General features: G+C 68.1%; 27 protein-coding genes and 1 riboswitch. Of the genes, 12 read left to right on the forward strand and 15 right to left on the reverse strand.

Features of this window, described 5'->3' with window-relative positions:
• Positions 1-40: 40 nt before the first annotated feature.
• Entirely contained in the window at positions 41-1,870 is a 1,830-nt protein-coding gene (thiC, locus tag KVT44_RS29090; protein WP_099921740.1) for a phosphomethylpyrimidine synthase ThiC, read from the reverse strand.
• A riboswitch (TPP riboswitch) is annotated at positions 1,863-2,040 on the reverse strand. (Overlaps the previous gene by 8 nt.)
• Before the next feature lie 71 nt (positions 2,041-2,111).
• Here thiC and KVT44_RS29095 point away from each other — a divergent pair.
• Positions 2,112-3,704, forward strand: coding sequence for a YibE/F family protein (locus tag KVT44_RS29095; RefSeq protein WP_217569804.1), 1,593 nt, complete (start codon positions 2,112-2,114; stop codon positions 3,702-3,704).
• A gap of 62 nt (positions 3,705-3,766) precedes the next feature.
• On the opposite strand, the gene KVT44_RS29100 is transcribed toward KVT44_RS29095, so the two are convergent.
• The 4 genes from KVT44_RS29100 to KVT44_RS29115 all read right to left on the reverse strand — a co-directional run bounded on the left by KVT44_RS29100 (position 3,767) and on the right by KVT44_RS29115 (position 6,137).
• Complete coding sequence (locus KVT44_RS29100; protein WP_067376783.1) at positions 3,767-4,204, reverse strand: SsgA family sporulation/cell division regulator; 438 nt, start codon at positions 4,202-4,204, stop codon at positions 3,767-3,769.
• A 100-nt stretch (positions 4,205-4,304) separates the two neighbouring features.
• A complete protein-coding gene (locus KVT44_RS29105) occupies positions 4,305-5,069 on the reverse strand; it encodes an IclR family transcriptional regulator (RefSeq protein ID WP_268256101.1) in 765 nt (254 codons plus the stop codon).
• A 372-nt stretch (positions 5,070-5,441) separates the two neighbouring features.
• The gene (locus tag KVT44_RS29110; protein ID WP_054236469.1) at positions 5,442-5,654 is read right to left on the reverse strand and encodes a DUF5326 family protein; all 213 of its coding nucleotides are present in this window, start codon (positions 5,652-5,654) and stop codon (positions 5,442-5,444) included.
• A gap of 165 nt (positions 5,655-5,819) precedes the next feature.
• Positions 5,820-6,137: a cupin domain-containing protein gene (locus KVT44_RS29115; RefSeq protein WP_095853716.1), complete on the reverse strand. Its 318-nt coding sequence runs from the start codon at positions 6,135-6,137 to the stop codon at positions 5,820-5,822.
• Between the two features lie 81 nt (positions 6,138-6,218).
• Here KVT44_RS29115 and KVT44_RS29120 point away from each other — a divergent pair, with 81 nt between their 5' ends.
• The 5 genes from KVT44_RS29120 (at position 6,219) to KVT44_RS29140 (ending at position 9,996) form a co-directional block, all read left to right on the forward strand.
• Complete coding sequence (locus KVT44_RS29120) at positions 6,219-6,599, forward strand: phage holin family protein (RefSeq protein WP_054236467.1); 381 nt, start codon at positions 6,219-6,221, stop codon at positions 6,597-6,599.
• Positions 6,600-6,608: 9 nt separating this feature from the next.
• On the forward strand, positions 6,609-7,100 hold the full coding sequence (locus KVT44_RS29125) for a low molecular weight protein-tyrosine-phosphatase (protein WP_190174115.1): 492 nt from the start codon (positions 6,609-6,611) through the stop codon (positions 7,098-7,100).
• Positions 7,097-8,242, forward strand: a complete 1,146-nt coding sequence (locus KVT44_RS29130; RefSeq protein WP_217569805.1) for a cystathionine gamma-lyase — start codon at positions 7,097-7,099, stop codon at positions 8,240-8,242. The genes KVT44_RS29125 and KVT44_RS29130 overlap by 4 nt, the downstream gene beginning before the upstream one ends.
• A 249-nt stretch (positions 8,243-8,491) precedes the next feature.
• Positions 8,492-9,397, forward strand: coding sequence for a LysR family transcriptional regulator (locus KVT44_RS29135; RefSeq protein ID WP_217569806.1), 906 nt, complete (start codon positions 8,492-8,494; stop codon positions 9,395-9,397).
• A 116-nt stretch (positions 9,398-9,513) separates the two neighbouring features.
• Positions 9,514-9,996, forward strand: coding sequence for an NUDIX domain-containing protein (locus tag KVT44_RS29140; RefSeq protein WP_217569807.1), 483 nt, complete (start codon positions 9,514-9,516; stop codon positions 9,994-9,996).
• A gap of 46 nt (positions 9,997-10,042) precedes the next feature.
• Here the strand turns inward: KVT44_RS29140 and KVT44_RS29145 are convergent, their stop codons facing one another.
• Together KVT44_RS29145 and KVT44_RS29150 are read right to left on the reverse strand one after the other, a co-directional pair.
• Complete coding sequence (locus KVT44_RS29145) at positions 10,043-11,845, reverse strand: globin domain-containing protein (protein WP_217569808.1); 1,803 nt, start codon at positions 11,843-11,845, stop codon at positions 10,043-10,045.
• A gap of 418 nt (positions 11,846-12,263) precedes the next feature.
• Positions 12,264-12,896 carry an HAD family phosphatase gene (locus KVT44_RS29150; RefSeq protein WP_099921734.1) on the reverse strand — a complete coding sequence of 211 codons (633 nt, stop codon included), beginning with the start codon at positions 12,894-12,896 and terminating at the stop codon, positions 12,264-12,266.
• Between the two features lie 179 nt (positions 12,897-13,075).
• Between KVT44_RS29150 and KVT44_RS29155 the strand changes: the two genes are divergently transcribed.
• Entirely contained in the window at positions 13,076-13,942 is an 867-nt protein-coding gene (locus KVT44_RS29155; RefSeq protein ID WP_217569809.1) for a GNAT family N-acetyltransferase, read from the forward strand.
• A 111-nt stretch (positions 13,943-14,053) separates the two neighbouring features.
• On the opposite strand, the gene KVT44_RS29160 is transcribed toward KVT44_RS29155, so the two are convergent.
• A complete protein-coding gene (locus tag KVT44_RS29160; RefSeq protein WP_190174110.1) occupies positions 14,054-14,479 on the reverse strand; it encodes a heme-binding protein in 426 nt (141 codons plus the stop codon).
• 87 nt (positions 14,480-14,566) lie between these two features.
• On the reverse strand, positions 14,567-15,775 hold the full coding sequence (locus KVT44_RS29165; protein ID WP_190174109.1) for an MFS transporter: 1,209 nt from the start codon (positions 15,773-15,775) through the stop codon (positions 14,567-14,569).
• Between the two features lie 141 nt (positions 15,776-15,916).
• On the opposite strand from KVT44_RS29165, the gene KVT44_RS29170 reads away from it, so the two are divergent.
• The gene (locus tag KVT44_RS29170) at positions 15,917-16,375 is read left to right on the forward strand and encodes a MarR family winged helix-turn-helix transcriptional regulator (protein ID WP_060901667.1); all 459 of its coding nucleotides are present in this window, start codon (positions 15,917-15,919) and stop codon (positions 16,373-16,375) included.
• 287 nt (positions 16,376-16,662) lie between these two features.
• Complete coding sequence (locus tag KVT44_RS29175; protein WP_217569810.1) at positions 16,663-17,115, forward strand: GNAT family N-acetyltransferase; 453 nt, start codon at positions 16,663-16,665, stop codon at positions 17,113-17,115.
• Between the two features lie 58 nt (positions 17,116-17,173).
• Here KVT44_RS29175 and KVT44_RS29180 read toward each other — a convergent pair whose 3' ends face one another.
• On the reverse strand, positions 17,174-18,559 hold the full coding sequence (locus KVT44_RS29180; RefSeq protein WP_217569813.1) for a serine hydrolase: 1,386 nt from the start codon (positions 18,557-18,559) through the stop codon (positions 17,174-17,176).
• Between the two features lie 91 nt (positions 18,560-18,650).
• Entirely contained in the window at positions 18,651-20,126 is a 1,476-nt protein-coding gene (gene dnaB / locus KVT44_RS29185) for a replicative DNA helicase (protein WP_217569814.1), read from the reverse strand.
• Between the two features lie 459 nt (positions 20,127-20,585).
• On the opposite strand from dnaB, the gene KVT44_RS29190 reads away from it, so the two are divergent.
• A complete protein-coding gene (locus KVT44_RS29190; RefSeq protein ID WP_217569816.1) occupies positions 20,586-21,923 on the forward strand; it encodes an MATE family efflux transporter in 1,338 nt (445 codons plus the stop codon).
• 227 nt (positions 21,924-22,150) lie between these two features.
• Here the strand turns inward: KVT44_RS29190 and rplI are convergent, their stop codons facing one another.
• The 4 genes from rplI to rpsF form a co-directional block, all read right to left on the reverse strand.
• Positions 22,151-22,597: a 50S ribosomal protein L9 gene (gene rplI / locus KVT44_RS29195; protein ID WP_054236454.1), complete on the reverse strand. Its 447-nt coding sequence runs from the start codon at positions 22,595-22,597 to the stop codon at positions 22,151-22,153.
• Between the two features lie 18 nt (positions 22,598-22,615).
• On the reverse strand, positions 22,616-22,852 hold the full coding sequence (gene rpsR, locus KVT44_RS29200; protein ID WP_003949403.1) for a 30S ribosomal protein S18: 237 nt from the start codon (positions 22,850-22,852) through the stop codon (positions 22,616-22,618).
• A 57-nt stretch (positions 22,853-22,909) separates the two neighbouring features.
• On the reverse strand, positions 22,910-23,509 hold the full coding sequence (locus tag KVT44_RS29205; RefSeq protein WP_217569818.1) for a single-stranded DNA-binding protein: 600 nt from the start codon (positions 23,507-23,509) through the stop codon (positions 22,910-22,912).
• 77 nt (positions 23,510-23,586) lie between these two features.
• Positions 23,587-23,877 (reverse strand): 30S ribosomal protein S6, encoded by a 291-nt coding sequence (gene rpsF / locus KVT44_RS29210; protein WP_004950685.1) that lies wholly within the window; start codon positions 23,875-23,877, stop codon positions 23,587-23,589.
• Positions 23,878-24,189: 312 nt separating this feature from the next.
• On the opposite strand from rpsF, the gene KVT44_RS29215 reads away from it, so the two are divergent.
• Complete coding sequence (locus KVT44_RS29215) at positions 24,190-24,501, forward strand: hypothetical protein (protein WP_054236452.1); 312 nt, start codon at positions 24,190-24,192, stop codon at positions 24,499-24,501.
• Between the two features lie 264 nt (positions 24,502-24,765).
• The gene (gene femX, locus KVT44_RS29220; protein ID WP_060901662.1) at positions 24,766-25,887 is read left to right on the forward strand and encodes a peptidoglycan bridge formation glycyltransferase FemX; all 1,122 of its coding nucleotides are present in this window, start codon (positions 24,766-24,768) and stop codon (positions 25,885-25,887) included.
• Positions 25,888-25,910 lie beyond the last annotated feature (23 nt).

A 25,910-nucleotide genomic window follows, 5' to 3' on the forward strand; every position in this document is an offset into this window, starting at 1 on the left:
CGAACGGCTCCGGGCACGACTGCGCGTGCGTGCGTGCGGCTCAGTCCGCGAGCGGCAGGTACACCCGGTTCCCGCTGGCCGCGAACTCCTTCGACTTCTGCAGCATCCCCTCGGCGACCTCTTCAGCCGACGCCCCCGCGGCCGCCGTACCGCCGAACTGCTCTGTGATGCTCTGGCTGATCTTCATCGAGCAGAACTTCGGGCCGCACATGGAGCAGAAGTGCGCCGTCTTGGCGGGTTCGGCCGGCAGGGTCTCGTCGTGGAACTCCCGTGCCGTGTCCGGGTCGAGGGCCAGGTTGAACTGATCCTCCCACCGGAACTCGAAGCGGGCGTCGGACAGCGCGTCGTCCCATTCCTGCGCACCTGGGTGCCCCTTGGCGAGGTCGGCTGCGTGGGCGGCGATCTTGTAGGTGATGACGCCGGTCTTGACGTCGTCACGATTGGGCAGGCCCAAGTGCTCCTTGGGCGTGACATAGCAGAGCATGGCCGTGCCCCACCAGGCGATCATCGCGGCACCGATGCCGGAGGTGATGTGGTCGTACGCCGGCGCGACGTCCGTCGTCAGTGGGCCGAGCGTATAGAACGGAGCTTCATCACAGATCTCCTGCTGAAGGTCGATGTTCTCCTTGATCTTGTGCATCGGGACATGTCCCGGGCCCTCGATCATCGTCTGTACATGAAAACGCTTCGCGATCGTGTTGAGTTCCCCGAGCGTCCTCAACTCCGCGAACTGAGCTGCGTCGTTGGCGTCCGCGATCGACCCGGGCCGCAGCCCGTCACCGAGCGAGTATGTGACGTCGTACGCCGCGAGGATCTCGCAGAGTTCCTCGAAGTTCTCGTAGAGGAACGATTCCTTGTGGTGCGCGAGGCACCAGGCCGCCATGATCGAGCCGCCGCGCGAGACGATGCCGGTCTTGCGGTTCGCGGTGAGCGGCACGTACGGCAGCCGCACGCCCGCGTGGACCGTCATGTAGTCCACGCCCTGCTCGGCCTGCTCGATGACCGTGTCCTTGTAGATCTCCCAGGTCAGCTCCTCGGCGCGGCCGTCCACCTTCTCCAGAGCCTGGTAGAGCGGCACCGTGCCGATGGGGACGGGGGAGTTGCGCAGGACCCATTCCCGCGTGGTGTGGATATTGCGACCGGTGGACAGATCCATGACCGTGTCCGCGCCCCAGCGGGTCGCCCAGGTCATCTTCTCGACCTCCTCCTCGATGGAGGAGGTGACGGCGGAGTTGCCGATGTTGGCGTTGACCTTCACCAGGAACCGCTTGCCGATGATCATCGGCTCGATCTCCGGGTGGTTGACGTTCGCGGGCAGCACCGCGCGACCGGCGGCGATCTCCTCGCGTACGACCTCGGGGTCGACGTTCTCGCGGACCGCCACGAACTCCATCTCGGGCGTGATCTCGCCCCGCCGGGCGTACGCGAGCTGCGTGACCGCCTCTCCGGGACGACCTCGACGCGGCTGGCGCGGCCGCCCCGGGAAGACCGCGTCGAGGTTGCGCAGGCCCCCGCGCGGCGAGGTGTGCTTGATTCCGTCGTCCTCGGGACGGACGGGACGGCCCGCGTACTCCTCGGTGTCACCGCGGGCGATGATCCAGTTCTCGCGCAGTGGCGCGAGGCCCCTGCGTACGTCGGTGTCGACGACCGGATCGGTGTACGGGCCGGAGGTGTCGTACAGCGTGACGGACTGCCCGTTGGTGAGGTGCACTTGACGGACCGGCACCCGCAGATCGGGGCGCGAACCCCCGACGTATCCCTTGTGCCAGCCGATGGACTTCCCGGCCTCCCGCGGCTGTTCGCCCTCAGGCGTGGCAGGCGCCCCGCCCGTCTGGCTGGAGGCAGGCGTGCGTACGTCCTTGTTGGTCATGAGACCTACTCCCTACGCCGGCATTACCCGGTAACAGGTTCGGCGGTCGACGCAGCGGATTCCGTCTGCCGACGTCCCTTGTGAAACATCACTCGTTCCACGTGAAACATCGCTAAGACGGAGGTCAGCGCCCTCTCAGCCCGGTGCTCCGAGCTCCCGCGTGTGCAAAGGTGACTCCACGCTAGCGTCATATCTGGCGCGGTGAACAGAGGGCCCTCGCCGTTCTTGCGATGATCGGTCGGTGACCACAACGCAGCAGCCCCCGTTCCCGCCGTCCGAGCCGCCGCGCCGACGCGGTCCCGGAGACGGCTATGGACCTGGCTCCGGAGACGGCCGCGGACACGGACCGGGCGGTGGCCCCGGCCCCGGTCCAGGAGGCGGGCATGGGCACGGACCGGGTGAGGGACACGGGCACGGCCCCGGGGACCGACACGGACATGGGTCTGGGTCTGGGTCCGGGAATGGACCTGGGCCGGGGAACGGGCACGGCCGTGGGGACGGGCACGGGTCTGGGGACGGGCACGGATCTGGGCACTCGCACAGTCACAGCCATGGGCCCGCCACGCCCGTCTCCAAGCATCTGCGCAAGGTCATCGCGGCCATTCTGATCCCCTTCGCCGCCGCGGTCGTCGTGGGTCTCGCGGTGCTCTGGCCCGGTGGCGCCCCTTCCCACGAGCGCACCGGCGTCGGCTTCGACCGGCAGACCCAGCAGGCCACGGTCACCAAGGTCGACAAGGTCAGCTGCAAGTCCGTGAACGCGTCGGGGGAGACCCCGACCGGCGACACGTCCACCGCCGAGGGCTCCTCCGCGCAGCAACAGGCGACGGGCGACTGCAAAAAGGCGACGATCCGGATCGACACCGGCAAGGACAAGGGCCGTACGTTCACGGAGATCATCCAGCCTGACCAGTCACGGCAGTTGCACGAGGGCGAGAAGGTCGTGGCCGCGTACGAGCCCTCCGCGCCCAGGGATCTGCAGTACTCGGTCACCGATGTGAACCGGAAGTTCCCGATGGCGCTGCTCGCCGGGATCTTCGCGCTGGCCGTCGTGGTGGTGGGCCGGATGCGCGGTGTCATGGCGCTGGTCGCACTGGCCATCAGCTTCGTGATCCTGACCTTCTTCATCCTGCCGGCGATCCTGCAGGGCTCGAATCCGCTGGTCGTGGCCGTGGTCGGGGCGAGCGCCATCATGCTGATCGCGCTCTACATGTGCCACGGCCTCTCGGCCCGTACGTCGGTGGCGGTGCTCGGCACCCTGCTCTCTCTGGTGCTGATCGGCATCCTCGGCTCGGAGTTCATCGGCTGGGCGGCACTGACCGGCAACACGGACGACAACACCGGTCTGATCCACGGCCTGTATCCGTCCATCGACATGAGCGGTCTGCTGCTCGCGGGCGTCATCATCGGTTCGCTCGGTGTGCTCGACGATGTGACGGTGACGCAGACCTCGGCGGTCTGGGAGCTGCACGAGGCCAGCCCGACGATGGGCTGGCGCGATCTGTACCGCGCGGGCATCCGGATCGGCCGTGACCACATCGCATCGGTCGTCAACACGCTCGTCCTGGCGTACGCGGGTGCCGCGCTTCCCCTGCTGCTGCTCTTCTCGATCGCGCAGAGCAGTGTGGGCACGGTCGCCAACAGCGAACTGGTCGCCGAAGAGATCGTGCGCACCCTGGTCGGCTCGATCGGCCTGGTCGCCTCGGTGCCGGTGACCACGCTGCTGGCCGCCCTGGTGGTCTCCGCGGACCGCCCGGCAGTCCCGGCCGCCGCCACGGAGCCTGTCGAGAGCAGGGCGCCGGCACGCGGCGGGAAGGGCCGTCGCCGCAAGCACTGAAGCCTCCCCACGCCCGCGTCACCGGTGAGGAAGCGCACTCCACTTGGGGGGTGCTGGGAGCTTCAGCCCGCGCTCTGCTCCTCCGCCAGGATGCGGTCCAGCGCCTCGTCGAGGTGGGCGTCGAAGTCCGCGAGGGAACGCTCCTGCCCCAGCGGCACCAGCTTGTCCGTGCGGTCGAGGAAAGCCACGAGCGGCGCCGCCCCGGACCGGAACAGCGCGTGGTCGCCACCCACCTGGAGCCGGATCAGCACCTCACCGAACGCCTCCGGGTCGGCGGGCGCGATGTGCACATCCCCGTCACCGCACGGCCGTCCCACGCCGTCGATCAGCAACTCCCGCCCGAACGCCCAGGTCACGGGCGCGTCGCCGGGCAAGTGGAAGGTCAGCCGCACGGCGTAGGGATCACAGGTCTCGTATCGCAGCTCCACCGGAATGCGGAAAGAGAGCTCCTCCGAAACGAGGAAGCTCATCATGACCTCTGCCTGTACCGACTCGCGCATCGCCTACCCCGTCGTTTTGCCGTCGACCGGCCAGGAATCATCCCCCTGACTCTGCTGAAATATTGCTCAACGTGCACAAGAGATCACAAGGAGTGAGTTTTCAGATACTGATAGAGATCGCGAGTGTCCCCAGTAGCCTGCCGATCTCACCTTGCAATTGCCGCGCCGCGGGCAGCAGTCGATCGGCCTGGTGAAGAGGGAGAGAAAAGGCCATTGCGGCGGCAGTTGTACCGACCGTGATGGGAAGGGCCGCACAGACCGTGCCCAGCGCGTACTCCTGGCGCTCGATGACGGGTTCCATCCGCCCCGTCCGCTCCAGCCGCCGCAGCAGACTGACGTTGTCACGCACCGTATAGGGAGTGATCGACTGCACGGGGTAGCGGTCGAGATGATCCCGGCGGGCCTTCTCGTCGAGCTGGGACAGCAGACACTGGCCGATCGCATGGGCGTGTCCGGTCTCCCGGAAGTCCGCCCACTCCTCCACCGCCGGATTCCCTGGGGTGTCGGCGACGCACATGACCTCGATCTCGCCGTCACGGTAGACCGCGTAGTACACGGGCGCACCGATCGAATCGCGCCACTGGGCGAGCGTCTCGCTCACCGTGCTGCGACGTTTCTGCTGCGCTCCGCTACTGCCCAACCGCTCGGCGGCCTCACCGAGGAAGAACAGCCCCTTGTCACGGCACAGATAGCCCTCGTGGACCAGGGTCCGCAGCAGGTGGTACGCCGTCGGCAGCGCGAGCCCGGCCTCCCGGGCGAGCTGCTTCGCCGGGGCGCCGTGCTGGCGCGCGGCAACGGCCTCCAGGAGACGCATCGCCCGCTGCACGGAGCCGATCAGCGTCGTGGGATGCGGCTCCGACGACACGGCTTCCAGGGGAGGAGTGCGCGCATCCGCCAGGGGGGTGCGCGCCTCGGCAGGTGAGGTGCGCGGTTGGGCGGGCGGAAGACGTGTCCCCGCGGAAGCGCTGGACCGCTGCAGGGGTGGGGCGGGTGATTGTGCGGGTGCGGTGTCAACCGTGGCCAAGGGGCACTCCCGAAGCGCGAGGGGAACCGCCCGTGCGGGGAAACACGGGAGGGGGCTGTGCGCTGCTCGCGGGGGTCGTCCCCGCGTCGAGTTCCGGACTGTAACCGCCCATCACCGCATGCAGACGGCCTCGCCGGAAACTTCCCTCGGCCGAGGGAACCTTGAGTTCCCTTTCCTGACCTGCCCGTTACCCGTTACTCACCCGGTTGTGTCTCACCAGTCGCTGCGTGACGACGAACTCGACATGAACTTCCGTACTACGTAGATCAATCCGCCGACGAGGGCGACGAAGATCAGGACCTTGAAAAGCAGGCCGATCAACACACTGAGCACGCTGACTATCACCGTGCCGAACACGACCAGAGCGATGACCGGCACCGCGATCCACTTCACCCACCACGGCATCCCGCCGAAGATCTCTCGCATCGCCCTTGTCCTTAGCCTCTCTACGCCCGTGGCCCCAAGTCCGGGACTCTGATTCCGGGTTCTGTGATGTCCTGCATTCGATGCTAGGGCCGCGAAGGGGCCGACGGGGGCCCCGCACCCCTTGTCCTCCCCTGACCGTCCCCCTAGGGAACCCTGAGGCCCCCGTCAGCTCTCGGGCGGAGAGAACACCACCAGAACCCGCAGGTCCTCGGTGATGTGGTGGAACTTGTGGGCGACCCCCGCGGGTACGTAGACGACGCTGCCACGCGCGACCTGGGTGGTCTCCAGGCCGACCGTGATCGAAGCGCGGCCACTCACGACGAAGTACACCTCGTCCTGCTGGTGCGGCTTCTGCGGGTCGGGCGCACCCGCGTCGAGCGCGTACAGGCCGACCGACATGTTCCGTTCGCGCAGAAACTGCAGGTAAGCACCGTCGTTGGCGGCCCGTTCCGCCTCCAGTTCGTCCAGCCGGAATGCCTTCATCGCCCTCGTCCGCTCCCGTGCTCCGAAAGCTGTGTCCACAGCCTTGCTCGCCAGTCGATCTCTTCTGCCACGATCAGACACATGAAGAATTTCGTAGTCAAGACGATCGCCAACGCGGGGGCCCTGGCCGTCGCGGTGTGGCTGCTCGACAAGATCACCCTGACAGGGACCAGCACCGGCAAGAAGGTCGGCACGCTGCTGGTGGTCGCCCTGGTCTTCGGTCTGGTGAACTTCCTGGTCAAGCCGGTGGTGAAGGTGCTGACCTTCCCGCTCTTCATTCTGACGCTCGGCCTGATCACCCTCGTGGTCAACGCCCTGATGCTGCTGCTCACCTCGTGGCTGGCCGGCAAGCTCGACCTCAGTTTCCATGTGGAGGGCTTCTGGACCGCCGTGGTGGGCGGCCTGATCATCTCGGTCGTGTCCTGGGCGCTCAATGTCGTGCTGCCCGACGGCGAGGACTGAGAGCGTCCGATGTCCTATCGCGTCTGTTTCGTCTGTACCGGCAACATCTGCCGCTCGCCGATGGCCGAGTCCGTCTTCCGTGCCCGCATAGAAGAGGCCGGACTCGACGGCCTGGTAGAGGTCGACAGCGCGGGCACGGGCGGCTGGCACGAGGGCGACGGTGCGGACTCACGCACCGTCGCCGTCCTGGAGGCGGCCGGCTGCGAGAGCGGCCATGCGGCCCGCCAGTTCCACGCCTCGTGGTTCTCCCACCTCGACCTTGTGATCGCCCTCGACTCCGGCCACCTCAAGGCCCTGCGCCGGCTCGCGCCCACTCCCGAGGACGCGGCGAAGGTCCGGCTGCTGCGGTCGTACGACCCCGACGCGGGCGACGACCTGGACGTTCCCGATCCGTATTACGGACCCATGGACGGCTTCGAGGAATGTCTTGAGATGGTGAAGGCGGCGAGCCCCGGACTGCTCGCCGCTGTACAGCAAGAACTGGAGGGACGGGCAGCATGACGTCAGGGGATTTCGTCACGGGAAGCGGCGACGGCACGCGAGCGGTACGGGCGGGGCTGCCCGACCCCGTCAAATACGAGCCGACCCTTCCGGGCCCGGTCTTCGCCGCGCACTTCCATCTGCCGGGCGATCCGACCGGTCCGTACACCTACGGTCGTGACGAGAACCCGACCTGGACGCTCCTGGAGCGTGCCATCGGCGAGTTGGAGGCACCCGGGCAGGACGGTGTCACGACGCTCGCCTTCCCCTCCGGGATGGCCGCCGTCTCGGCGGTGCTCTTCTCCCAGCTGAAGGCCGGAGACGTGGTGGTCCTGCCCGTCGACGGCTACCAGGTGCTGCCACTGGTGCGCGAGCAGCTCACCGCGTACGGCATCGAGGTACGCACCGCCCCGACCGGCGGCGACGCCCAGCTCGAGGTGCTCGACGGCGCGAAGCTGCTGTGGATCGAGACCCCGTCGAACCCGGGGCTCGACGTCTGCGACGTACGACGCCTCGTCGCGGCGGCCCACGCGCAGGGCACCCTCGTCGCGGTCGACAACACCCTGGCGACCCCGCTCGGGCAGCGCCCGCTGGAGCTGGGTGCCGACTTCTCGGTCGCCAGCGGCACCAAGATGCTCACCGGACACGGCGACATCCTCCTTGGATACGTCACCGCGCTCGACGCCGACCTGATGGCGCCCGTGCGGCGCTGGCGGAAGATCGTCGGAGCGATCCCCGGGCCCATGGAGGCCTGGCTGGCCCATCGCTCCCTCGCCACGCTCCAGCTGCGTGCCGACCGACAGAACGCCAACGCCCTGGTGATCGCCGAGGCGCTGCGCGGTCGGCCCGAGGTGACCGGGCTGCGCTATCCGGGACTGCCCGACGATCCCTCGCACAAGATCGCCTCGCAGCAGATGCGGCGCTTCGGATGCGTGGTGTCCTTCACACTGCCCACGCGCGCGCGTGCCGACCGTTTCCTCGAGGCGCTGCGTCTGGTGGACGACGCGACGAGTTTCGGCGGCGTGCGGTCCACCGCCGAGCGGCGCGGCCGGTGGGGCGGCGACGCGGTGCCGGAGGGCTTCATCCGTTTCTCGGCCGGCGCCGAGGACCCCGAGGACCTGGTGGCGGACATACTGCGCGCGCTCGACGAATCCGCGGAGTGACCCCTGCCGGAACGACCAGAGAGCATCCTGCGGCATGCATCCAGGCTGTCCGCTTAGTACCTCGCTACATACAACGGACGGTCCGAGCCTCCCCCCTCGTGGCTCGGACCGTCCCGGTTCTGTGCGCGAAGAACCGCGCGAACAAGGCTAGTTGACTCTGTGTCAGTGTCCAATCACAGTAGCGACAGAGACCTATCGACTTATTTATAGTTGGGGCTCGGTCGGGGGTGCTGGGAGGGGAGGGGCACCATGGATTTGGCCCTGCTGCGCACATTTGTGACCGTGCACCGGGCCGGTTCCTTCACTCGCGCCGCCGCGCTGCTCGGTCTCTCACAGCCTGCCGTCACCTCACAGATCCGCACGTTGGAGCGGCAGTTGGGACGGCCGCTCTTTCTTCGCCAGGCCCGTGGGGTGACCCCCACGACGATCGGTGACGAGCTCGCCCACAAGGCCGCGCCGCATCTCGACGCCCTGGTGGAGATCGCCGAGATCGGACTCGACGAGGACTCGTCACTGCGCACCCTGCATCTGGCCGGGCCACCGGAGTTCACCGCCGAGCGGGCGCTGCCCGCGCTCACGGAGCTCACGGGCGAGGACGGCCAGGGTTTCGCGCTGCGCGCCTCCTTCGGCAACGCCGAGGAGACACTGGAAGGGCTCGCCGCCGGACATCATGATCTGGCCATCACCACGGCCCGTCCCCGTGGCACCCTGCTCACCGCGACTCCGCTCTGCGACGAGGAGCACGTGCTGGTCGCCGCCCCGCGCTGGGCCGCCCGTATAGGTGCAGGAAAGCTCCGCCGAAAGGGCTCGCCGGCCCTGGAGAACTTCCCCGTGGTCGAAGTGCACGAGTCGCTGCCGCTCGTCGCCCGCTACTGGGCATCCGTCTTCGACTCCCACCCGGCCGCTTCGGGCACCGTCGTCGTCCCCGATCTGCGCGCCGTGCTCGCCTGCGCCGCCACGGGCGCGGGCCTCGCGGTGCTGCCCCGGTATCTGTGCGCCGGAGCCCTGGAACGGGGTGACGTGGTCGCGCTTCTCGACCCGGCGGTGCCTCCACTGCGTACGTACTTCCTGGTGGTCCGCACCGGCACGCTGGCCATGCCGCACATCGCACGGGCGCACGACTGGCTGCTCCACGCCGCGGCCGACTGGTCCTGATGCCCCCCGAGCCTCCCCGGGCTCCCTGAGCCTCCCAGGGGGCTTTCTGAGCCCTTCCTGAGCGCCTCGGGGCTCCGCGATGTTTCACGTGGAACCAGCCGGGCCACATTTCTCCCATGACCGTCCGACCCGTGGTCAAGCGCACCGCCCGCGCCATCCTGCTCGATGGCAACGACCTGATCTTGATCAAGCGCAGCAAACCCGGCGTCGATCCCTACTGGCTGACACCGGGTGGCGGGGTCGAACCGGAAGACACGACTGTCGTCGACGCACTCCATCGTGAGGTGCACGAGGAACTCGGTGCCAAGATCACCGATGTGGTGCCCTGCTTCGTCGACACCGTCGAGCACATCGGTGATGACGGCGGCGCGACCGGCGTGAAAGTGCAGCACTTCTTCGTCTGCCGTCTGGAGTCCATGGATCCGTCCCAGCGGCACGGCCCCGAGGTGGACGAGCCCTGCGGCGAGTACGAGATCGTGCGGGTGCCGTTCACCCGGGTCGGCATCGCCTCCGTCCACCTCGTACCGCTGTCCCTGCGGCACTATCTCGACGGGAACATCGAAGGCGTACGGGCGATGCACGCACCGGACCTGGGCTGAGGCTCTTCGGGCCGGGGTCGTGGCCCCGTCTGCCGAATGGGCCCGGTCAGTCCCCTGCCGCGACGAGTTCCTCGACCGAGTCGTGGCGTATGCGGTCCGACGGGATGCCCGCTGCTCTCAGAGCGTCCACCCCGCTGCGGATCATGCCGGGTGGCCCCGAGAGGTAGGCGTCGTACTCGTTCCACGGGCCGTACTCGCGTACGGCGTCGGGCAGATGGAGATGCGCCCGCTGGTCGACGACCGGGCGTACGGCAAGCCATGGGTGGCTCTGCTGCAGCCGGAGCATCGTGTCGATGTCGTACAGGTCGTGATCGGTGCGGGCACCGTAGAAGACCTCGACCGGCCGCCGCTCCCCGTGCTCGGCGACGTCCTCGACCAGCGCTTTGATGGGCGCGATGCCGGTGCCGCCGCCGAGGCAGAGCAGTCCGCTGTCGGTGGTGTGGTCGACGGTCATCGATCCGGCCGGAGGGCCGAGCCGGATGATGTCGCCGGGACGGGCACGGTGCACCAGCGCGTTGGAAACCCAGCCCGCCGGGACCGCCTTCACATGGAACGACAGCAGTCCGTCGGACCGGGGCGCCGAGGCGAAGGAGTAGTGCCGCCATATACGCGGCCACCACGGTGTCTCCAGGCTCGTGTACTGCCCGGCGAGGAAGGGGTACGGCTGGTCGGGGCGGACCGTGATGACGGCGATGTCCGGTGTCCTGAGGTCGTGCGCGACGACTTCGGCGTACCACCAGGCCGGGGCGCGCAACTCGTCCGCGGCCGCCGCGTCGATCATCACCTGGGAGATCGTCGTGTACGCACGCACCCAGGCCGCCTCGGTCTCGGCGTCCCAGATCGCCGAGGCGAACCGGCTGAGCGAGCCGATGAGGCACTCACCGACGGCCGGGTAGTGCTCGGGCCGGGTGCCGTACTTGCGGTGGCCACGGCCGAGGTTCTGCAGGTAGTCGACGAGAACCGGGGTGTTGTCGATGTGTTCGGCGGCGGTCAGCAGCGCCTTGAGCAGTCGGTCTCGCTGGGTGTCCATCGCCGCGGGGAACAGCGGCCGTAGATCCGGGTGGCGCACGAAGAGGAGTGCGTAGAAGTAAGAAGTGACCTTGTCGGCGACGGGGCCGACCTCGGCCATCGTCCGGCGGATGAGCACGGCGTCCGGAGACGGCTGCGGAGTGGGGGCGGACCTCTGGGCGGGCAACCGCGGCTCCGGGCCGGACGGTCCCGCCTCGGGCACTGGGGGCGCCTGACGGGAGACGGGAGGCTCGGGCGACCGCGGCTTCTGAAAAGGCTCGGCGGGCTCGGGCGACCGCGGCCTGTCAAAGGGAGCGGGAGGTTCAGGCAACCGAGGCCCGTCGAAGGGCGCAGGAGGCTCGTGGAACCGCTGCTCCTGGACCGGGACCCGAGGCTCGGCAAGGCGCTGCTCCTGGGCGGGTACCGGCGGCTGGGGGCCGGGGCCGAACTGCTCACGTCCGGGATCCGTCCGCCCCCGCCCGAACACGGACTGCTCCGGGCCGGCATCGGACTGCGCAGAGCCGTGGTCGGGCCCGGCCGGACCTGACAACGGCCGAGCGGATGTGTGGGCGGGCTCCGGCTCGGGGCGTGGGGCCTCAGTGGGCGCGGCCTGCTGGGAAGTCGGCTCTGCTTCCACGGCGGAGGATATTCGTTCCTGCTGTGTCGTTCCCCGACCCGCGGCGGGTCGGCCGACCGGGCGCATCGCTGCCAGACGGCGGCCGTCGGCGGGCTCCCTCTCCCCGTCGGACGGCAGTGGTTCCTTGCGCGGCGTGAACCAGCCGCCCCCGCCATTGCCTCCGGAAGTGCCGTTGTCGGCCGACGTGGTGGTCGGAGCGTCCATGGTGTGCCTCGCCTCGAACATCTTTCGGTCGGTCTGCGCACTTCCGCGGTCGGAAGATGCCTACTTTCCCCCGTAGACGACTTGCTTTCCTGCCCCGTTCAGTCCCCACCGGCCAATGCGGCCACATTCAACCCGGATTGCCACTCTGTACGGACAAGTAAGGCGAGAATGTGACATTGGCCGCACTACCCTCACTGCAGCATCCCACTCCGAGTCAACGCCCGGCCGCATAACGGAAAATACGGGTCTTCGATCTCTCCGTCCCGTTACGCTGCATTGGCCTGCGTTCGTGCCCCACGAGACGTGCGTACATCACGATGGACGCGAACCGGAGTCGACCATACCGGCAGCCGCCCCACAAACAAGTACCCCGTTCCTTCCGCCCGAAGAGGCGGCGCCCCACTCTCAACTGCCGTAATTACAAGGCGCGCCGGACCAATTCATAGGCATCCCACAGGTCCCGTCCCACGTAGGAGTGCGTGGCAAGGCCTGCCAGATGCCGATCCGCATTGACCGCGACGGAGACCGGCACCGTCTCGAACAGGTCCTTGTCGGACAGCGAGTCGCCATAGGCGACACAATCGGCCCGCATCACCCCGAACTCTTCACAGAGCCGGTCCGCGATCTGCACCTTCGCCGCGGCACTGAGAATGCCCGCGAGATCAACGGGCTCGCTGAACGGCAGAGCGGGAAAACGCGAACCGTATGCCGCATGCGCACCCCACGCCGTCAGTCGCTCGACGAAGAACGAGGGCGAGAGGGAGACTACGGCGCAGTAGTCGCCGTTGCCTCTGATCTCCGCCCAGACATCCTCGATGCCGGACAGCCACGGCGCGCCCTCGAAGGCCGCCGCCACATGTTCCTCCCTGAGTTCCGCCCACAGGGCGTGCACCTGTACGGCGTACTCCGGCGGACCGATCCGTCCTGCTGAGATCGCTTGGTCAAGCGCGACAGTCTCGGCCTCCAGACCGATCTGCCGTGAGATCTCCTGGGGCGCGGAACTCCCGTACAGCAACGTTCCGTCAAGGTCGAAGAGATGAAGTCGTGGCATGGAAGCCGAGGTTAGCGGCCCTGGCATCTTTCGCTGTTTCACGTGAAACATCTGTCCGTGCGCTGTGGGAAGCGACGCTGCCTCCATGCCCGCACCTGAGGCACGACATGGCCAAAAGCGCATAGATCCCTGGGCAAACAGGTGGACGTCAGGGGTGTATGTCAGACAGCCTGACCTGCGTGTCGACACCTTCCCTCGCCCTTCTGCCCATCCGCCGACTGGCGCCTCGCGATCTCACCGCCTGCGCCGATTTGTCAGAGAACCGGGGGTGGCCCCGTGAGGAACACAAGTGGGGTCTGCTCCTCACCGCCGGGACGGGCTACGGCATCGACGACCCCGACGGCGGTCTCGTCACCGCCTGCGTCGTGACCGAGTACGGAACGCCGGAGAGGCTTGAACTGGGAGCGATCGGAATGATGCTGGTCGCCGAGCGGCATGCCCGCCAGGGTGTCGGCCGACGCCTGATGAGCCATGTCGTGGCAGAGATGGGCACCACCCCGCTGACCCTGCACGCGACTCCTTATGGCCGACCGCTCTACGAGGAGCTGGGCTTCAAGGTCACGGGCCGCGCCGAGATGATCCGTGGACACTTCGTCCCTGGCGGGCCGGACCCGAAGGTGCCCACGCGCCCGGCGACCGCCGAGGATCTCGCCACGATTCTTCGGCTCGACGCGGAGGTCTTCGGTTCCGACCGCACCCATGTGATCACGCGGCTGCCCGCCTTCTCCGACCAGTTGCGTGTCGCCGTGGAGAACGGCCGGATCATCGGCTACGCGGCGGCCTGGCCCAACATGGACACCCATGTGGTGGGTCCACTGATCGCCCGTGACACCGAGACGGCGAAGGCACTCATCGCCTCGCTCGCCGCCCACACCGACCGCCCGCTGCGCACCGACATCGACGTACGGCACGAAGAGCTGCTGTCCTGGGCGAAGGAACACGGCCTGGAGCCCACGAGCTTCAACGCGGTGATGACGTACGGGATCTCGAAGTTGCCCGGGGACTGGATGCGACGCTTCGCTCCGCTCACGGTGGCGGCGGGCTGAGAGCCGCCGGGGGGTGCAGTCGCATCCACCGCCCGGAGAATCATTCACCGCGTAGAGAAGCGCCGGTCCCCGTCGTCTGTGGGGGACCGGCGCTTGTCTACGGGGGTGCGGTCAGACAAGCGTCTCCACCGCCGCGACGGCGAAGTCGTGGTCCTGGTCGGGCGCTCCGCCACCGACCCCGATCGCCCCGATCAGACGACCGTCGCGACGGACCGGAACACCGCCCGCGATGAACAGGAGCGGACGGTCGAGCGCGGTGGGCAGGGTGTGGAAGAGGCCGCCGGGCTGGACCGCGTCGACCAGTTCCCTGGTGGCGGAGTCCAACTGGAGGGCCGTGTAGGCCTTGCGTGTGCTGGTCTCGCCGGAAATCAGTACGGCACGGTCGTCGCGCCGGAAGGCGAGCAGATGGCCGCCCGCGTCGAGGACGGTGACGCTGACCGTGACTCCGGCGGCCTCGGCGGCACGGCGGGCCGCGGAGACGAGAACCTCGGCGTCCTGGATGGTCAGCGGAGCAACGGCGACGGTGGTGCTGGTCATGGGGGACTTTCTCCTTGAGGTGCTGTTCGGGCGTGGCCGATCAGGGTGGTGGGTTCAGCCGTGAGGGGCCGGCTGCTACTCGGTGACTCAGTGGTGGACGGCGGTCCGCTGCTCGATGGGCGCGCTTGCGGCGGCGACGGAGCCGGCGGCATCGGCTCGGCGCTCCAGGGCTGCCGAGACGACCGCGAGAACCAGAGCTCCCGCGGCGAGCGCCGCGCCGACCCAGTTGGGGGCGGTGTAACCGAGGCCGGCTGCGATGACGAGGCCACCGAGCCAGGCCGAGAGGGCGTTGCCGAGGTTGAAGGCACCAATGTTCACGGCCGAGGCCAGGGTGGGGGCACCGTGCGCCTGGTCGAGGACGCGCTTCTGCAGCGGCGGCACGGTCGCGAACCCGAGGGCGCCGATCAGCGCGATCGTGAGGGCCGCGAGGATCTTGTTGTGCGCGGTCACCGTGAACAGGGCGAGCACGATGGCGAGGCCGCCCAGAGACACGTACAGCATCGGCATCAGGGCGCGGTCGGCGAACCTGCCTCCGATGAGGTTTCCGGCGACCATGCCGAGGCCGAAGAGGACCAACAGCCAGGTGACGGAGGTGTCGGCGAAGCCGGCGACGTGGGTCATCATCGGCGCGATGTAGGTGATGGCCGCGAAGACACCTCCGAAGCCGAGCACGGTCATCGCCATGGCCAGCAGGACCTGGACGTTCTTGAAGGCGGCGAGCTCGTGGCGGAGATGCACACCCTCGGGCTTCGGCATCTCGGGGACCAGCTTGGCGATACCGAGCAGACCGATCACTCCGAGCGCGGCGACCCCGGCGAAGGTGACCCGCCAGCCCGCGGACTGCCCGATCAACGTACCCAGGGGGACACCGACCACATTGGCGATGGTGAGACCGCTGAACATCATGGCGATCGCGCCGGCCTTCTTCTCCGGCGCGACAAGCTCGGCGGCGACGACCGATCCGATGCCGAAGAACGCGCCGTGGGCGAGAGAGGCGACGACTCGGCCCGCCAGCATCAGCCCGAAGGCCGGGGCGACGGCGGAGAGCAGGTTACCGACGACGAACAACCCCATCAGCAGCATCAGCATCCGCTTGCGGGACACCTTCGTGCCGAGCGCGGTCATGATCGGGGCGCCGATCACCACGCCGAGGGCATAGCCGGTCACGAGCAGTCCGGCCGTGGGGATGGAGACACCGAAGTCACCGGCGACCTCAGGCAGCACACCCATGATCACGAACTCGGTGGTTCCGATTCCGAAGGCCCCGATCGCGAGGGCCAGAAGCGCGAGAGGCATGGTGGGGACACCTTCCCAAACGATTGCAGGAGCGCTTTGCGTGCGTTCACAATAGTTGCACACGCGGGCTAAATGCAAGAGCGGACTATTGCGCTCGTGCTCTACCCTGGTGTCAGCTGCTCCGGGACGGAGGAACACGCCATGACAGCCACGGACCCCGCGCTCACCGCCCTTGCTCAGGGGTGGTGCGCCCTCTCCCTGCTGCACGGGAGGATCGAGGCCCACATCGAGCGCGCCCTGCAGACCAAGCACGACCTCAGCGTGAGGGAGTACTCCCTGCTCGACGTGCTCAGCCGACAGCACGACGGCGAAGGTGGTCACTTGCAGATGAAGCAGGTCGCGGACGCGGTCGTGCTCAGTCAGAGCGCCACCACACGGCTCGTCACCCGGCTCGAGGACCGTGGTCTGCTGGCCCGCTATCTGTGCCCCACCGACCGCCGCGGCATCTACACGAATGTCAGCGAGGCCGGCCTCAAGCTCCTCGAAGAGGCACGGCCCACCAATGACACCGCCCTGCGCGAGGCGCTCGACGAAGCCGCCAAGTCCCCCGAACTGGCCCCACTGGTCCGCGTCGTGGAGTCGGCGAGCGTGTCCGCCTAGGGCCTGTCCGGCGGATCAGGTCGCAGGAAACGGGCGGGACCTCATCGACGCCGGTGAGCGGGGCTTGGTGCGTCCAGCTGCAAGGCGGAGGAGGGCGACGACGCGGAGCGTCGGCAACCGACGACAACGCCGCTGGGGGCACCCCCTGCTCGAAGAGCTTGGGGGAGGGCGTGCCAAGCCCCGCGTCTACGGCATGATCCGCCGGACAGGCCCTAGGCAGGGACGACCTCCCGTCCCCCTGCCGGGTGCCCACACAGCCCGTACAGGTGCCTGGATACGCTGTGGCCATGGGAGATCTTGAGATTCGACCGGCCGCTTCGGACGATGTCCCCGCCATCGTCGCGATGCTCGCCGATGATCCGCTCGGTGCCCAGCGGGAGTCACCCGATGACCTGACCCCCTACCTGGCCGCGCTCGAGCGGCTGAGCGCCGACCCGAATCAGCACCTGGTGGTCGCGGTGCGCGAGGGACGCGTCGTCGGCACCCTGCAGCTCACGGTCCTTCCCGGGCTGTCCCGCAAGGGCTCGACCCGCGCGCTCATCGAGGGCGTGCGCGTCCACTCCGACGAGCGCGGCAGCGGTCTCGGCACCCGGTTCATCGAGTGGGCGATCGAGGAATCCCGGCGCCAGGGATGCCAGTTGGTCGAGCTGACCTCCGACGCCACCCGCACTGACGCCCACCGCTTCTACGAGCGGCTCGGCTTCACGGCCTCACACGTGGGCTTCAAGCTGGCGCTCTGAGCCACCTGTGTACGTCGGGGGTCTGTTTCACGTGTAACAGACCCCCGCATGACAGCGGCTACTGAATCCCTCGCCAGCCCTCGGGGTCCACTCCACCTGGCACAGGAGCGTCCTCGTCGTACGGCTGACGCGTGAAGACGAACGAACCGAGGTCGAGGTGACTCAGGGACCCGTCCGGGCGCCGTACGGCCCGTAGCGGCTCCCCCATGTAGTAGCCGTCGAGTCCCGTCCAGGTCCCGTCACCGTTCGTCCGGAAGCGCGAACCGCGGCCACCCCCGGCCAGCGGGCCCAGCTCGACCATGCCGTCGGCCCTCAGACGAAGCGCGCACGCCTGGGTACCCCAGTACCAGGGGCCGGCCAACTCCAGGACGGACTGATCGACTTCGGCGGCCGGACGCCACGGCTCGGGAATGCGTGGCTCGGCCTCGGCGACGATCCGTACGAGATCGGTGGCCACGGTCAGCACCCGCGGACCGGAGGTGCAGTTGGACAGCACCACCGCCGCCACGTCGTCCTCCACACCGATCGCGAGCGCCGCAAGGAAGCCTGGCAACGACCCCGAGTGACCCACCAGGATGCGGCCCGACCGATGCAGCACCTGCAGTCCCAGCCCGTAGGAGTCCCCCGAGGCGAGCTGATCGGCCTCCAAGGGGGCCGCGGGCGTACGCATCTCCCGCAGGGACTCCGCGCTGAGCACCGCCGCGTGCCCCGTGGCCAGGAAGACGGCGAAGCGCGCCAAGTCCCCCGTGGTGGACCACAGTTGCCCGGCCGGAGCCATTCGGCCGAGGTCCTCGGCGGGCTCCGGCATCATGACGTCCGCCCACGGATGCACGGCCCAGCCACCCGCATGGGGCGCCTGCGGCTGCCCACTCGTGCGGTGCAGGCCCAGCGGGTCGAGCACCTCGCGCCGCAGTGCCTCTTCCCAGGGAACTCCCCGGAGTTCCTCGATCAGTGCGCCCAGCAAGGTGTAGCCGGGGTTCGAGTAGTGATGCAGCCGCCCGGCCGGATGCAGGAAGGGCTGCTCACCGAGCACGTCGGAGAGCTCGGGGCGCAGCGAACCGGGTGTGCGTTCCCACCAGGGGCCGGGCGTCTCGGCCGCCAGCCCGGCGGTGTGCGCGAGGAGCTGGGCGATGGTGGCCTCCCCCGCACCGGTGCCCGGAAGATGCTTCTCCAGCGGGTCGCCCAGGTCGAGCAGTCCCTCGTCACGCAGCCGCAGCACCAGCACGGCCGTGAAGGTCTTGGTGATCGAACCGATCCGGTACTGCACGTTCTCGTCCGGGCCGTGCCCGTCCACCGAGGTGCGCGACCCGTGCCACACCGGCTCCCCGCCCCGGACGACCGCCGCGACCAGCGACGGCGCCCGCCCCTCGGCCTGAGCGGCGGCGATGCGGTGCAACAGAGCCCGGCGCGTGCCGGGAAGGAGCTTTTCCTGGGGTGTCGTCATGCCCTCAGTCCACCCGGCCCGGCACCGCACGTCGAGTGCATTTCCCCGAAGACCGGGCGCATGTCTTCCGCACCGCGCCCAGGAGGGTGGATCAGGTCTGTGCCATGTCCACGAAGCGCGAGTAGTGACCCTGGAAGGCCACGGTGATCGTGGCCGTCGGGCCGTTACGGTGCTTGCCGACGATGATGTCCGCCTCGCCCGCGCGCGGTGACTCCTTCTCGTAGGCGTCCTCGCGGTGCAGGAGGATCACCATGTCCGCGTCCTGCTCGATCGATCCCGATTCACGCAGGTCGGAGACCATGGGCTTCTTGTCCGTCCGCTGTTCGGGACCACGGTTGAGCTGCGACAGCGCGATCACCGGCAGCTCCAGCTCCTTGGCCAGCAGCTTCAGGTTTCGCGACATGTCGGAGACCTCCTGCTGTCGGCTCTCGGACCGCTTGCCGCCCGACTGCATCAGTTGCAGATAGTCGATGACGACGAGCTTCAGATCGGCGCGCTGCTTGAGGCGCCGGCACTTGGCGCGGATCTCCATCATGGACAGGTTCGGGGAGTCGTCGATGTAGAGCGGTGCGGCCGAGACATCGGGCATCCGGCGCGCGAGCCGTGTCCAGTCCTCGTCGGTCATCGTGCCGGATCGCATGTGGTGCAGGGCCACGCGGGCTTCGGCTGACAGCAGGCGCATCGCGATCTCGTTGCGCCCCATTTCGAGCGAGAAGATCACGCTGGGCATGTTGTGCTTGATCGAACAGGCCCGCGCGAAGTCCAGCGCCAGCGTCGACTTACCCATGGCGGGACGAGCCGCGATGATGATCATCTGGCCCGGGTGCAGACCGTTCGTGAGCGAGTCGAGGTCGGTGAAGCCGGTCGGCACACCGGTCATCTCCCCCGACCGTGAACCGATCGCCTCGATCTCGTCGAGCGCGCCCTCCATGATGTCGCCCAGCGGCAGGTAGTCCTCGGTGGTGCGCTGCTCGGTGACCGCGTAGATCTCGGCCTGGGCGGTGTTGACGATCTCGTCCACGTCGCCGTCGGCCGCGTATCCCATCTGTGTGATGCGCGTGCCGGCCTCGACCAGGCGGCGCAGGACCGCGCGCTCATGCACGATCTCCGCGTAGTACTCGGCGTTCGCCGCCGTGGGGACCGTCTGGACGAGGGTGTGCAGATACGAGGCACCACCGACCTTGGTGATCTCACCCCGCTTGGTGAGCTCGGCTGCGACCGTGATCGGGTCGGCCGGCTCGCCCTTCGCGTACAGATCGAGGATCGCGGTGTAGATGGTCTCGTGCGCGGGCCGGTAGAAGTCGTGGCCCTTGATGACCTCGACGACGTCGGCGATGGCGTCCTTGGACAGGAGCATGCCACCGAGAACGGACTGCTCGGCGTCGAGGTCCTGGGGAGGTACGCGCTCGAAGGACGAACCTCCGCCTTCCCACGGCCCGTTGTCCCGGTCGCGGTCGTGCTGGTCGTCGCGGCCCCGGCCACTCTCGCGGCCTCGGCGGGAAGCGGGCAGACGATCACTGGGACCGCTGTCGGCCCACGGGTCGTCCAAGGGCTCGGAAATACTCACCGAGCCACCTCCTCCCGTCCGCCGAGCGGACCTAGCCGTGCCCCTCATTTCTACGGCACGGCACTGACAACTAAGAGGCCCAACTCCGGTTCTGACGTGTCGGTTTTGCGAGGTTTCCGACGGCAGAAAGGAGAGCGGGCGCCGCACCACGGTAGGCCCGCGGGCACCGACAGCCAATCTGGTTATCCACAGGCCATGTGGACGACGGCCCGGATGCTGTGGAGAACTCCACAAAACCTGTGCACGACCCGGTGGACAGGCCTGTGAACAAGCCCTCAACCACTCGAAAGAAACCGCCCTGACCTGCTTGTTAACCATCCACCGGCTGTGCAGAAGAAAAACTTTCCCGGTCGGACAAAGATCGCTGCAAACGGTACACGGCGACACGCCCGACGAGAGCGCAGGTAATGGTCACTATCACGTTGCATCTCTTACCTGTGGAAGATTAGATTGGTGCCCATGACACAGGCTCCCCCGGCACCCGAGGCCGCCCGCCGCCGGCACGACCGAGAGATCGTCGCGCTGGCCGTTCCGGCCTTCGGCGCACTCGTCGCCGAGCCTCTTTTCGTGATGGCCGACAGCGCCATCGTCGGACACCTCGGCACCGCGCAACTGGCCGGCCTCGGTGTCGCCTCCGCCCTCCTCACGACCGCCGTCAGTGTTTTCGTCTTCCTCGCGTACGCCACCACCGCCGCCGTCGCCCGACGGGTCGGCGCCGGTGATCTGCGGGCCGCGATACGCCAGGGCATGGACGGCATCTGGCTCGCGCTGCTGCTCGGCGCGGTCGTCATAGCCACCGTCCTGCCCACGGCACCCGCCCTTGTGGAACTCTTCGGTGCCTCGCACACCGCGGCCCCGTACGCGACGACCTATCTGCGCATCTCCTCGCTCGGTATCCCCGCGATGCTCATCGTGCTCGCGTCCACCGGCGTCCTGCGCGGACTGCAGGACACGAAGACCCCCCTCTATGTCGCCGTCGGGGGCTTCGTCGCCAACGCCGCGCTCAACGCGGGCCTCGTCTACGGCGCCGGACTGGGTATCGCCGGATCCGCCTGGGGCACCGTCATCGCCCAGTTCGGCATGGCCGCGGTGTATCTGTTCGTTGTCATCCGTGGAGCCCGGAAGCACGGGGCCTCGCTGCGACCGGACGCCGCCGGGATACGGGCCTGCGCTCAGGCCGGTGCGCCCCTGCTGGTGCGCACGCTGTCGCTGAGGACGATCCTCATGATCGCCACGGCTGTCGCCGCACGGCTCGGGGACGCCGACATGGCCGCACACCAGATCATCCTGTCCCTGTGGAGTCTGCTCGCCTTCGCGCTCGACGCGATCGCCATCGCCGGACAGGCCATCATCGGACGCTATCTCGGTGCGAACGACGCTCAGGGTGCCCGCGAGGCCTGCCGCCGCATGGTCCAGTGGGGCATCGCTTCCGGTGTCGTCCTCGGCCTGCTGGTGATCGCCGCCCGCCCGATCTTCCTTCCCCTGTTCACCAGCGACTCGGCCGTCCAGAACACGGCGCTTCCCGCACTGGTTCTGGTGGCCGTCTCACAACCGATCAGCGGGGTCGTCTTCGTCCTGGACGGAGTCCTGATGGGCGCGGGAGACGGACCCTACCTGGCGTGGGCCATGCTGCTCACCCTGGCGCTCTTCACTCCCGTCGCGCTGTTGGTGCCCACGCTCGGGGGCGGGCTCACCGCGCTCTGGGGAGCGATGACGCTGATGATGACGGTGAGGATGCTGACCCTGTGGCTGCGCTCCCACTCGGGACGCTGGATCGTCACGGGCGCGACGCGCTGAACCAGTGCACTGGCCGTTTCACGTGAAACAGCCAGTGCGGCCGGCCACCCCGACCTGGCCCTGCCCCTCGCCCTGCCCGTCGCCCAGGCCGTCGCCCACGCCATCGCTGTCGCCCTCGCCCTCAGCCCCGTTTCACGTGAAACACAGAGCAGCTCGCTCCTGCCGAACGAAGAAGGGCCGTACCCAGCTGGGTACGGCCCTTCTCTCAGCTATGCCGAGCGCAGCGGTCAGGCCGCGACGACCTCGATGTTGACCTTGGCGGCAACCTCGGGGTGCAGACGCACGGACGTCTCGTGAGCGCCCAGGGTCTTGATCGGCGAGCCCAGCTCGATGCGGCGCTTGTCGACCTCGGGGCCACCGGAAGCCTTGATCGCCGAAGCGATGTCGGCCGGGGTGACGGAACCGAAGAGACGACCGGCGTCGCCGGAGCGGACGGCCAGACGGACCTTCACGCCTTCGAGGCGGGCCTTGATCTCGTTGGCCTGCTCGATGGTCGCGATCTCGTGGATCTTGCGAGCACGACGGATCTGCTCGACGTCCTTCTCGCCACCCTTGGTCCAGCGGATCGCAAAGTTCCGCGGGATCAGGTAGTTGCGAGCGTAACCGTCCTTGACGTCGACGACGTCGCCCGCGGCACCGAGGCCGGAGACCTCGTGGGTGAGGATGATCTTCATTAGTCGGTCACCCTTCCCTTATCGCGCGGTGGAGGTGTAGGGCAGCAGCGCCATCTCACGGCTGTTCTTCACGGCCGTGGCGACGTCACGCTGGTGCTGCGTGCAGTTGCCGGTCACGCGGCGGGCACGGATCTTGCCGCGGTCGGAAATGAACTTCCGCAGCATGTTCGTGTCCTTGTAGTCCACGTACGTGACCTTGTCCTTGCAGAAAGCGCAGACCTTCTTCTTCGGCTTGCGCACAGGCGGCTTCGCCATGGTGTATCTCCTGTGTGATCAAGAAGTGGGGGTACGGCCCACCCTCGGCCCGGGGGCCTAGAAGGGGGGCTCGTCCGAGTAGCCGCCGCCAGAGCCGCCGGAGCCGCCGGAGTTTCCACCCCAGCCGCCACCGCCGCCGCTCTGGTTGCCACCGGCAGGAGCGCTGGTCGCCCAGGGGTCCTCCGCGGGAGCTCCGCCGCCGCCCTGCTGGCCGCCGCCGGAGCCTCCGCCCCAGCCGCCGCCCTGCTGGCCGCCGCCACCGCCGCCGCCGTAACCGCCCTGGCCACCTCGGCCGGTGGTCTTGGTGACCTTGGCCGTGGCGCTCTTCAGGCTGGCGCCGACTTCCTCGACGTCCAGCTCGTAGACCGTGCGCTTGACGCCCTCACGGTCCTCGTAGGACCGCTGCTTCAGCCGGCCCTGCACGATGACGCGCATGCCTCGCTGGAGCGACTCGGCGACGTTCTCCGCCGCCTGACGCCAGACCGAGCAGGTCAGGAACAGGCTCTCGCCGTCCTTCCACTCATTGGTCTGACGGTCGAAGGTGCGGGGGGTGGACGCGACACGGAACTTCGCGACCGCCGCACCGGAAGGGGTGAAGCGCAGCTCGGGGTCGTCGACAAGATTGCCGACGACCGTGATGACGGTCTCGCCTGCCATGGGGGAACCTCTCGGCGGGTTTGCTGCTGGCTGCTAGTGCTGCTACTCGATGCCCGAGATCAGCTGAGCTGCAGAGCTCAGTGGGTCTCGGGACGGAGGACCTTGGTCCGGAGGACCGACTCGTTCAGGTTCATCTGGCGGTCGAGCTCCTTGACGACCGCAGGCTCGGCCTGCAGGTCGATGACCGAGTAGATGCCCTCGGGCTTCTTCTTGATCTCGTACGCGAGACGACGACGGCCCCAGGTGTCGACCTTCTCGACCTTTCCGTTGCCCTCACGGACGACGGAGAGGAAGTTCTCGATCAGCGGGGAGACAGCGCGCTCCTCGAGATCGGGGTCGAGGATGACCATCACCTCGTAGTGACGCATGTGGAACCCACCTCCTTTGGACTCAACGGCCACGGCGGTTCCGTGGCAGGAGGGTTGTGATGCGTTCGCAACGGTATCCGCCGCCACTGACAACGCCACTGACAAGAGGACTCCGTCGATGTACCGAGTGATCGGTGAACCGAAGGGGAATCCTTGTCGTGACCTGGCCATGGCCTGGGCAGACACCGGTGCAGAGGGTACAGAGTACCTGCACACCCGCTTCCGGTTGAAATCCGGCCGGGGTCACCGTCAATCTGTACACATCGGGTGTGTATGGCGCTACGATGCGCCGCCTTCCGCAGGAGGTGCCCTATGGCACAGACGCGACCCACCGTTGCCGGCTCTCTGTTCGCGACGGACCACAAGCCCCATCCCCTCCAAGACACGCTGCTCGCGGTGACTCTGGTCCTCGGAGTCACCGCTCTCATCACGGCAGCCTTCAACAGCCTGCACCTCATCAGCTCGTGGGCAGGCCTGATCGGGATCATCACCGGCGCCTCCGGGCAGTTCATCTCGGAGACGACCCGGGAACGCTTCGGCCTGATCCTGGGTCTCGGCGCCTCGGCCGTCGGCTTCTTCCTCGGCATGGCGCACGGCGGCCTCTTCGGCGGCATCATCGGCTGAGGCAACCGGACCCGTTCCGCGGGCCGGGCAGCCGGAGTCGTTCCGCGGGCCGGGCAGCCGGTCACAACCTCGTCCGGGCGGCCGGAGACACCACCGCCTGCCGATACAGCCGGACACATCACCTCAGAACGTCCTGACCACGCTTCGGTCGGGACGCAGGTTCAGTACGGCCCAGTCGGGGCGCTCCCAGGGCGCAGTAGGCTTCGGCGCGAGAGCCGGAGCCCCTGTACCCATGGGGACACACCAGCCCGAGGAGCGCCCCGAATGAGCCTGACCCTGAGGACCATCAGCCGAGAGCAGCATCTGGCCTACATCCAGAGCCTGCCCGCGGCTAGCCACATGCAGGTTCCGGCATGGGCCGATGTCAAGGCGGAGTGGCGCTCCGAGAGCCTCGGCTGGTTCGACGAGCGGACCGGCGAGATGGTGGGCGCCGGGCTGGTGCTGTACCGCCAGCTGCCCAAGATCAAGCGCTACCTCGCCTACCTCCCCGAGGGCCCGGTCATCAACTGGTACGCGCCGAACCTCGACGAGTGGCTGCAGCCGATGCTCGCGCACCTCAAGCAGCAGGGCGCCTTCTCCGTGAAGATGGGCCCGCCGGTGATCATCCGGCGCTGGGAGGCCACGTCCATCAAGGGCGGCATTCAGAACCCGGACGTGAAGCGCCTGCGCGACATCGAGGCGGACTTCATCGAACCGCGCGCCTTCGAGGTCGCCGACAAGCTGCGCCGCATGGGCTGGCAGCAGGGTGAGGACGGGGGCGCCGGCTTCGGCGACGTACAGCCCCGCTACGTCTTCCAGGTGCCGCTGGCCAACCGCTCCCTGGAAGAGGTCCACAAGAACTTCAACCAGCTGTGGCGGCGCAACATCAAGAAGGCCGAGAAGGAGGGCGTCGAGGTCGTCCAGGGCGGCTACCACGACCTCGAGGAGTGGCAGCGGCTGTACGAGATCACGGCCATCCGCGACCACTTCCGGCCGCGCCCGCTGTCGTACTTCCAGCGCATGTGGTCGGCCCTCAACACCGAGGACCCCAACCGGATGCGGCTCTACTTCGCCCGGCGCGGCGGCGTGAACCTGTCCGCGGCCACGATGCTGGTCGTCGGTGGGCACGTCTGGTACTCGTACGGCGCATCGGACAACATCGGGCGTGAGTTCCGGCCCTCGAACGCGATGCAGTGGCGGATGCTGCGCGACTCGTACGCCCTGGGTGCGACCGTCTACGACCTGCGCGGCATCTCCGACTCGCTGGACGAGACGGACCACCTCTTCGGTCTGATCCAGTTCAAGGTGGGCACGGGCGGGCAGGCCGCCGAGTACCTCGGCGAGTGGGACTTCCCGCTCAACAAGCTGCTCCACAAGGCGCTCGACATCTACATGTCACGCCGCTGAGCCCGTACACGTCGCGCCGCTGA

It is taken from the genome of Streptomyces sp. GbtcB7 (genome assembly GCF_019091445.1).
In the GTDB taxonomy this organism is placed as follows: domain Bacteria; phylum Actinomycetota; class Actinomycetes; order Streptomycetales; family Streptomycetaceae; genus Streptomyces; species Streptomyces mirabilis.

Bases quoted from the DNA above. Each gene is read 5' to 3' on its own strand.
- thiC (WP_099921740.1), bottom strand. From the start codon at position 1,870: ATGACCAACAAGGACGTACGCACGCCTGCCTCCAGCCAGACGGGCGGG.
- KVT44_RS29100 (WP_067376783.1), bottom strand. From the start codon at position 4,204: ATGCGCGAGTCGGTACAGGCAGAGGTCATGATGAGCTTCCTCGTTTCG.
- KVT44_RS29110 (WP_054236469.1), bottom strand. From the start codon at position 5,654: ATGCGAGAGATCTTCGGCGGGATGCCGTGGTGGGTGAAGTGGATCGCG.
- KVT44_RS29115 (WP_095853716.1), bottom strand. From the start codon at position 6,137: ATGAAGGCATTCCGGCTGGACGAACTGGAGGCGGAACGGGCCGCCAAC.
- KVT44_RS29120 (WP_054236467.1), top strand. From the start codon at position 6,219: ATGAAGAATTTCGTAGTCAAGACGATCGCCAACGCGGGGGCCCTGGCC.
- KVT44_RS29125 (WP_190174115.1), top strand. From the start codon at position 6,609: ATGTCCTATCGCGTCTGTTTCGTCTGTACCGGCAACATCTGCCGCTCG.
- KVT44_RS29130 (WP_217569805.1), top strand. From the start codon at position 7,097: ATGACGTCAGGGGATTTCGTCACGGGAAGCGGCGACGGCACGCGAGCG.
- KVT44_RS29135 (WP_217569806.1), top strand. From the start codon at position 8,492: ATGGATTTGGCCCTGCTGCGCACATTTGTGACCGTGCACCGGGCCGGT.
- KVT44_RS29140 (WP_217569807.1), top strand. From the start codon at position 9,514: ATGACCGTCCGACCCGTGGTCAAGCGCACCGCCCGCGCCATCCTGCTC.
- KVT44_RS29145 (WP_217569808.1), bottom strand. From the start codon at position 11,845: ATGGACGCTCCGACCACCACGTCGGCCGACAACGGCACTTCCGGAGGC.
- KVT44_RS29150 (WP_099921734.1), bottom strand. From the start codon at position 12,896: ATGCCACGACTTCATCTCTTCGACCTTGACGGAACGTTGCTGTACGGG.
- KVT44_RS29160 (WP_190174110.1), bottom strand. From the start codon at position 14,479: ATGACCAGCACCACCGTCGCCGTTGCTCCGCTGACCATCCAGGACGCC.
- KVT44_RS29165 (WP_190174109.1), bottom strand. From the start codon at position 15,775: ATGCCTCTCGCGCTTCTGGCCCTCGCGATCGGGGCCTTCGGAATCGGA.
- KVT44_RS29170 (WP_060901667.1), top strand. From the start codon at position 15,917: ATGACAGCCACGGACCCCGCGCTCACCGCCCTTGCTCAGGGGTGGTGC.
- KVT44_RS29175 (WP_217569810.1), top strand. From the start codon at position 16,663: ATGGGAGATCTTGAGATTCGACCGGCCGCTTCGGACGATGTCCCCGCC.
- KVT44_RS29180 (WP_217569813.1), bottom strand. From the start codon at position 18,559: ATGACGACACCCCAGGAAAAGCTCCTTCCCGGCACGCGCCGGGCTCTG.
- KVT44_RS29190 (WP_217569816.1), top strand. From the start codon at position 20,586: ATGACACAGGCTCCCCCGGCACCCGAGGCCGCCCGCCGCCGGCACGAC.
- rplI (WP_054236454.1), bottom strand. From the start codon at position 22,597: ATGAAGATCATCCTCACCCACGAGGTCTCCGGCCTCGGTGCCGCGGGC.
- rpsR (WP_003949403.1), bottom strand. From the start codon at position 22,852: ATGGCGAAGCCGCCTGTGCGCAAGCCGAAGAAGAAGGTCTGCGCTTTC.
- KVT44_RS29205 (WP_217569818.1), bottom strand. From the start codon at position 23,509: ATGGCAGGCGAGACCGTCATCACGGTCGTCGGCAATCTTGTCGACGAC.
- rpsF (WP_004950685.1), bottom strand. From the start codon at position 23,877: ATGCGTCACTACGAGGTGATGGTCATCCTCGACCCCGATCTCGAGGAG.
- KVT44_RS29215 (WP_054236452.1), top strand. From the start codon at position 24,190: ATGGCACAGACGCGACCCACCGTTGCCGGCTCTCTGTTCGCGACGGAC.
- femX (WP_060901662.1), top strand. From the start codon at position 24,766: ATGAGCCTGACCCTGAGGACCATCAGCCGAGAGCAGCATCTGGCCTAC.